5 protein-coding genes are annotated in these 5,337 nt (G+C 52.2%); 2 read left to right on the top strand and 3 right to left on the bottom strand.

The annotated features are described in order from the left end of the window. Positions 1-427 precede the first annotated feature (427 nt). The 3 genes from ACOJTG_RS20810 to ACOJTG_RS20800 all read right to left on the bottom strand — a co-directional run bounded on the left by ACOJTG_RS20810 (position 428) and on the right by ACOJTG_RS20800 (position 2,732). On the bottom strand, positions 428-694 hold the full coding sequence (locus ACOJTG_RS20810; protein ID WP_420155575.1) for a hypothetical protein: 267 nt from the start codon (positions 692-694) through the stop codon (positions 428-430). Positions 695-701: 7 nt separating this feature from the next. Then, positions 702-956: a hypothetical protein gene (locus ACOJTG_RS20805; protein ID WP_094808618.1), complete on the bottom strand. Its 255-nt coding sequence runs from the start codon at positions 954-956 to the stop codon at positions 702-704. Positions 957-1,034: 78 nt separating this feature from the next. Continuing rightward, a complete protein-coding gene (locus ACOJTG_RS20800; protein ID WP_420155574.1) occupies positions 1,035-2,732 on the bottom strand; it encodes a S8 family peptidase in 1,698 nt (565 codons plus the stop codon). A gap of 310 nt (positions 2,733-3,042) precedes the next feature. Here ACOJTG_RS20800 and ACOJTG_RS20795 point away from each other — a divergent pair, with 310 nt between their 5' ends. Together ACOJTG_RS20795 and ACOJTG_RS20790 are read left to right on the top strand one after the other, a co-directional pair. Next, complete coding sequence (locus ACOJTG_RS20795; protein WP_420155573.1) at positions 3,043-3,909, top strand: helix-turn-helix domain-containing protein; 867 nt, start codon at positions 3,043-3,045, stop codon at positions 3,907-3,909. 128 nt (positions 3,910-4,037) lie between these two features. Beyond that, entirely contained in the window at positions 4,038-5,018 is a 981-nt protein-coding gene (locus ACOJTG_RS20790) for an aldo/keto reductase (protein WP_420155572.1), read from the top strand. Positions 5,019-5,337 lie beyond the last annotated feature (319 nt).

Here is a 5,337-nt window from a genome sequence, read left to right as displayed (position 1 = left end):
TTTCATTGTCATGACGAAAAATGGTAAAAGTGACAGCCATACGGACGCCATGGGCCTAAGCCGAGCCAGGGCCAGAAACTGGAAGATTTATCCCTTCGAAGGTGGCCATTACTCCATGCGGGAGCAACCCGAAAATCTGGTAAAAAAACTGGAGCTGGTACTGGAAAAGTAAGGGCTAAGGATTCGTTCGTTACTGAATGGTACGTTTTAATCAATCATCAAACATTTCCTGAGGAATATATAGGAATCAGATACTCCGGAAAACCTTCCAGAGGCCAATTCTCAAGTTCTATTTTCTTAAACGACAAGGGCAGGAACGGATGCAATCCATTCCTGCCCAACCGATCGAACCTACGGCTCTCGACAGAATTCTAAGAACCATACAGAATCGTTGAAAAACTCAGGTACTACCCGCAAAAACGCTAATTTAGTCGAGTTGGGCCGTACCCGCAGAGGTCCCCATCGGCTCCTCCGCAGTTGCCGAACTGGAAGCGTTTTCAATGGCCTCCAATAGCCAGACGGGAGGTTCACCAGCGGGCTGATCGCCTGAGGTCGTAATCGTACCCGTATTACTGCTCACGGGATCTGTTCCCTGAGGTTCTCCGCCAGCGTAACTGGGAATTGAATTCGACGTTACTGAGCTAGAGCTAGGAACTGCTTCGGTTTTGTGGTCTACTTCAATGGTTATTTTCATAGCAATGCTAGTTCAAAACCGCGTACCGGGCCTCGATGTTGACGGGTACGTTGGTCAGGTTTTTAATTAATACCCAATAGGTTACGTAGGTGGCGTTAGCCCGTTCTACGCGGGTTTCCCATTCTACCTGGGGTGCTCCGGTCCGTGGTGACGTAGGTACCACATGCCAGATGACGTGCCAGCTAGCCGGCCAGTTGAACGTATACCACTGGGCGGAGGCATTGGCCGCTACCGTACCCGTAAATTGAACACCAACTCTCATGATCGTGAAGGTTTGAAAAAAGGTTAAGAAAAATTTGTATCCGGGTTGTCCGATCCCATTGGTTTCAGCAGGTTGAGGCTACCAGCCCAGTACCGTAAACCTCCCTTCGAAATTCAGGGGCCGGTTACTGAGATTGGTTACATTGAGCCAATAGGTAATGAATCCATCCGAAGCCCGCTCTACCTGCGTTTTGATTTTAAGCTGCGGAGCACCGGGTACCGGCGTCGTGGGAACGGCCGTCCATACGATGTGCCAGTGAGCGGGCCAATTGAAGGTATACCAGCGGCCTGTAGCATTCGCTCCCAGACTGCCCGTAAACTGTACGCCCGACCAGGTATTGGTTTGTAAAACGAGCGGAATCAACTGGCGTAAGTTGGGACGATTACCGATTCGCTGCGTCAGGGGACGCCCGGCGGCGGCCTGCTGGGCGGAACCCGTCGTGCGGAGTACCTCCCGAGCCCGGGCGGGCGTCAGCGGGATGCGTCCGTAGGCCCGAAGAATGCCCTGCAAACAGGCCAGCGTTCCGACGACGATCGGCGAAGCACTCGACGTACCGTTGAACGTATCCGTATACTGTTCGTTTTCGGGGCCTCCCTGTAAATCGCCGTAACCCGTGGTCGTCACTTCCCAACCCCATCCCTGCACGTCGATCATGGAACCAAAGTTGGAAAAATTGCAGCGAGCCCGGTCGGTGTATACTTCTCCACTACCTGTCTCGGCGTTACGTCCGTGCGTACCGGGGGGCGGATTTCCCGCTCCCACTACCACTGCCCCCGAGTCCCGGTTGGCCCGGTTAAACGGATTCCGCCAGGTCGCCGGAAAACCCGTCAAAGCCGTATTGTAGCCCGCCGCATCGAGGTTGTTGTTGCCATTTCCGGCAGCTTCGACCACAATGACACCACGACTGACGGCGTAGCGAATGGCGTCAAAATCAGCGGGCCACCATTCCACGGTCGTAAGGCCCAGGGTTGGGTGCGAATACTGCTGTTCAATCAGGATGATGTCTCCCGGCCGGAGGCTATCGGCTGCCAGCTGGATCACCTGGGGTAGGTTATAGGTCATGGCCGCATCCCGGAACACCGAAATAGCCCGCAGGTTGGCATCCGGGCTAATGCCCGTTACCCCGATCGTATTGGTATCTCCACCGATCACACCCAGTACGGCTGTTCCGTGGTTTCGCCAGTCGGCTCGCTGTACGCCGCTGAGTAATCCGCCCGAGTTCTGAGCCAGATCTTCGTGCGTGAAATTCCAGCCACCTTCAATGTCAATCACCTGCACATTCGCTCCCCGCCCACCCGGATACGTCCAGGCAAACACTGCATCAACGCCCTGGGGCGATGCTTGCAAATAGCCCTGTCGATCGACAAAACTAGGGGTAATCGGTACGGAAGGATCCGGAGCGGCGGGCCGTACCGCCGTTTCAATGAAAGGTAACGTGGCCAGCGGCTGTACGTAAGCTCCCTCGACTTCTTCCCGTTGCAATAAGGACTGAATCAGAGGGTCCGCCTGCTCAGCGGGCACTTCCGTAACGTAGTATACGCTTAAATCAGGAGCGGGTTCCGCGGAGGTTTCCAAGGTGGATAGCCTCGCGGGGGTATCGTTGAACAAAGGCCGGAACGATACGGATTCTGCTGCCGGGACATTCGCCAACAGGCTGGCTCCCTGCTCCGGCGAGAAACCGGGCCGGACGATCACGACTACCTGCGTCCGTTGCGGATCTTCCGGGCCGCCGGCAGTTGGCGGTTCGCCCGGGAAAGGCTTGGTTGTTTTAGCCATCAGTTAAACAGGTTAAAAGGTTGAAGGATAGTATCAGACTTGTAAACACTTGCTGGCAAAATCAAACTCTTAGTCGTAACCGCTCCCACGGATGGTAACAGTTCAGTTCTTGCTTTTCAGGAATATGAAATGCGTACGATAGGAAGTGCCTTTTTTCAGTAGTGGCATTACTCGCTTTCTTTACCCGCCGATATTTGATACAGTTTTTGAGGAGAACAGGTACGGCAAAAGCTGTAATAGAAGATTTAAACGGCACTCTTTTGATTTCGGCGAAGCAAGCGATCAGGTTTGATTTTATTACCTTTGCCGGATGAACATTTCCTCGACCTCACTCACCCCGACTACGACAGACTTCAAAGGTTTTAAAGTCTACCCAATAGCCGGAGTAGCCAATCCTGCCCAACCTCATGGTCGGCGGGATTTTTATAAAATCGTTTTGATCAGCGGGGAAATGACGTTGAATTACGGCGGACAAAGGATCGATCTGTTCGGCAGTAACCTCATTCTACTCAACCCCCGGGTGCCTCACGCGGTAGAACACCGCACGGAACGAAAGGGATTCGCCTGCGTCTTTAAAGAATCCTTCCTGGCGGGCCGGGAGCGGACGGAACTGCTCCAGCACTCGTCCTTGTTTCGATTCGATGGCTCGCCCGTTCTTTCGCTTACGCCTGAGCAGACGGAATTCATGAGCGGTCTATTTCAGAAAATGCGATCCGTTTATGTTAGTGAGTATGACTACAAGGAAGATTTGCTGAAAACGTGTCTGGAGCTGATTTTACGCGAAGCCTTACGGATTCAGCCGCCTCTGCCCACGCTTACATCCAAGAACGGAGCTACACGACTGACCCAGCTTTTCCTGGATCTGCTGGAAAGGCAGTTCCCTGTCGAAAGTCCTGCCAGTCCGCTTCGTTTCCGTACGCCCCAGGATTTTGCCGAGGCCCTCTCGGTACACGTCAACTACCTCAATCGCTCCGTTAAGGAAAGCACCGGAAAGCCGACTTCCGTCCACCTGGCCGAACGGATCACGGCGGAAGCTAAAGCCCTTTTACAACATACGGACTGGAGTGTAGCGGACATTGCGTACAGCCTCGGGTTTGAGTACCCCACGTACTTCCACAATTACTTTAAACGAATCACCGGCCGTACGCCTAACCTGCTTCGGATGCATAAAGTTTGAAAATCATACTTTTTGGTTTGATTGTCTTTATCCCTTACGTTCGTTTTAACCGGAGCTTTGTCCTATCAAAACAACAAAGAGAAAGCCCGGCTACGGGTCTTTCTTTGAATGATAGGTCAACGAAAATCATGGAAAAGAGAACACTAAACGGATTGGAAGTATCCGCCATTGGCTATGGCTGTATGGGCTTAAGTATGGGCTATGGTTCAGCCCCGGCTCCGGAAGAAGCAATTCAACTGATTCGCCGGGCCTTTGAACTAGGCTGTACATTCTTTGACACCGCCGAAATTTACGCCATGGGAGCCAATGAGCGACTGGTTGGCGAAGCCTTGCAACCCCTGCGTAATCAGGTGGCAATCGCGACCAAATTTTTACTGCAGAAAGACTGGGAAGGCCATTCCCGGGAGCGTTTGATGCAGGAGTTACGCAACCGTCTGGAATCTTCCCTCAAACGATTGGATACGGATCACGTCGAATTGTACTACCAGCACCGCGTCAATAAAGATATTCCGGTGGAAGACATTGCGTACTGCATGGGCGAATTCATCAAGGAAGGAAAAATACTGGGCTGGGGTCAGTCGCAGGCTACAGTCGAAGAAATCCGGCGGGCTCACGCTATCACGCCCCTAACCGCTATTCAGAGTGAGTACTCGATGATGGAGCGGAAGTTTGAACCGGATGTTATTCCCGTCTGCGAAGCATTGGGCATTGGTTTCGTCCCCTTCTCTCCCCTAGCCAACGGATTTTTATCCGGTCAGGTCAAACCCGATGCTGCGTATACGGGTATGGATGCCCGTCGGGTCATTACGCGGTTTGAAAAAGAAAATATCGTAGCTAACCAACCGTTGCTGGATCTACTATATCAGGTGGCGGCAGATAAACAGGCCACGCCCGCCCAGATTTCCCTGGCCTGGATGCTGCATAAAAAGCCCTTTATTGTCCCCATTCCAGGTTCGCGAAACAGGCATCGGATGGAAGAAAATTTCGGAGCCGCCGCAGTCGTCTTGACCGATGCTGAATACGCGGAAATCGAAAGGGCTTTGGCTCAGATTGAAATTCACGGCAACCGAGCTGATGAAGACATTGCCCGCCTGCGGACGCTTCAGTAATCACTACGTATTCAATCAACAGTTACTCATGTAGTTAGCAACCCAGAAAAGCTATTTCCAACCAATAGCTTTTCTGGGTTGTTGCCTTCACAGCCTTTCCCGCCCAAGTGTCGTTTCCCTAGCCGTCGAAAGCATTCCGACGAATCATCAAAAGAGATTATACGTTACGGTTGGAGCTTCCACAGAACCTATCGGACAATCAGCATTCCTCCAAAGAATTTGCAGAAATTAGCGGTGTCAGCCTATATTTATAGATTAAAAACGCCGCAACACCATACAAAACGAGCGAAGCCATACTGATCATGAACTACTTATACGT

This window comes from Siphonobacter sp., from assembly GCF_048595215.1.
Lineage (GTDB): Bacteria > Bacteroidota > Bacteroidia > Cytophagales > Spirosomataceae > Siphonobacter.
Note: the sequence above shows the minus strand (reverse complement) of the source record. Positions and strands in the feature narration are given on the sequence as shown.

What these genes read in the sequence shown, in the direction of transcription:
- ACOJTG_RS20805 (WP_094808618.1), bottom strand. Translation starts at nt 956, where the DNA reads ATGAGAGTTGGTGTTCAATTTACGGGTACGGTAGCGGCCAATGCCTCC.
- ACOJTG_RS20810 (WP_420155575.1), bottom strand. Translation starts at nt 694, where the DNA reads ATGAAAATAACCATTGAAGTAGACCACAAAACCGAAGCAGTTCCTAGC.
- ACOJTG_RS20795 (WP_420155573.1), top strand. Translation starts at nt 3,043, where the DNA reads ATGAACATTTCCTCGACCTCACTCACCCCGACTACGACAGACTTCAAA.
- ACOJTG_RS20790 (WP_420155572.1), top strand. Translation starts at nt 4,038, where the DNA reads ATGGAAAAGAGAACACTAAACGGATTGGAAGTATCCGCCATTGGCTAT.
- ACOJTG_RS20800 (WP_420155574.1), bottom strand. Translation starts at nt 2,732, where the DNA reads ATGGCTAAAACAACCAAGCCTTTCCCGGGCGAACCGCCAACTGCCGGC.